The sequence below is a fragment of the Vibrio sp. 10N.286.48.C11 genome (genome assembly GCF_041469805.1).
Classification (GTDB): Bacteria; Pseudomonadota; Gammaproteobacteria; order Enterobacterales; family Vibrionaceae; genus Vibrio; species Vibrio crassostreae_C.
Genome location: NZ_JBFRLK010000181.1, coordinates 1 through 281, shown reverse-complemented (window position 1 = coordinate 281; position 281 = coordinate 1). Strand labels below are relative to the sequence as shown.

Sequence of the window (281 nt, the reverse complement as noted above, 5' to 3'; positions counted from 1 at the left end):
TGGAGGCGCCTCCCGGAGTCGAACCGAGGTCCACGGATTTGCAATCCGCTGCATAGCCACTCTGCCAAGGCGCCTTCAATAGTGTTTTAAGAGAACAACTCTTTTGATTAATACCAAGCGAGGTAATAATCAAATAGATGGTGCCCCGGGCCGGACTTGAACCGGCACAACGCGAACGTCGAGGGATTTTAAATCCCTTGTGTCTACCAATTCCACCACCAGGGCACGCAATTCTTTATTGCGATGCCGATTACTGAAAAGTAAAACACCATCTTAATGTC

2 tRNA genes are annotated in these 281 nt (G+C 48.8%); both read right to left on the bottom strand.

Annotation, left to right across the window (positions count from 1 at the left end):
- A tRNA-Cys gene (locus AB4209_RS22500) sits at positions 1–74 on the bottom strand.
- A 64-nt stretch (positions 75–138) separates the two neighbouring features.
- Positions 139–225, bottom strand: a tRNA-Leu gene (locus AB4209_RS22495).
- Positions 226–281: the final 56 nt, after the last annotated feature.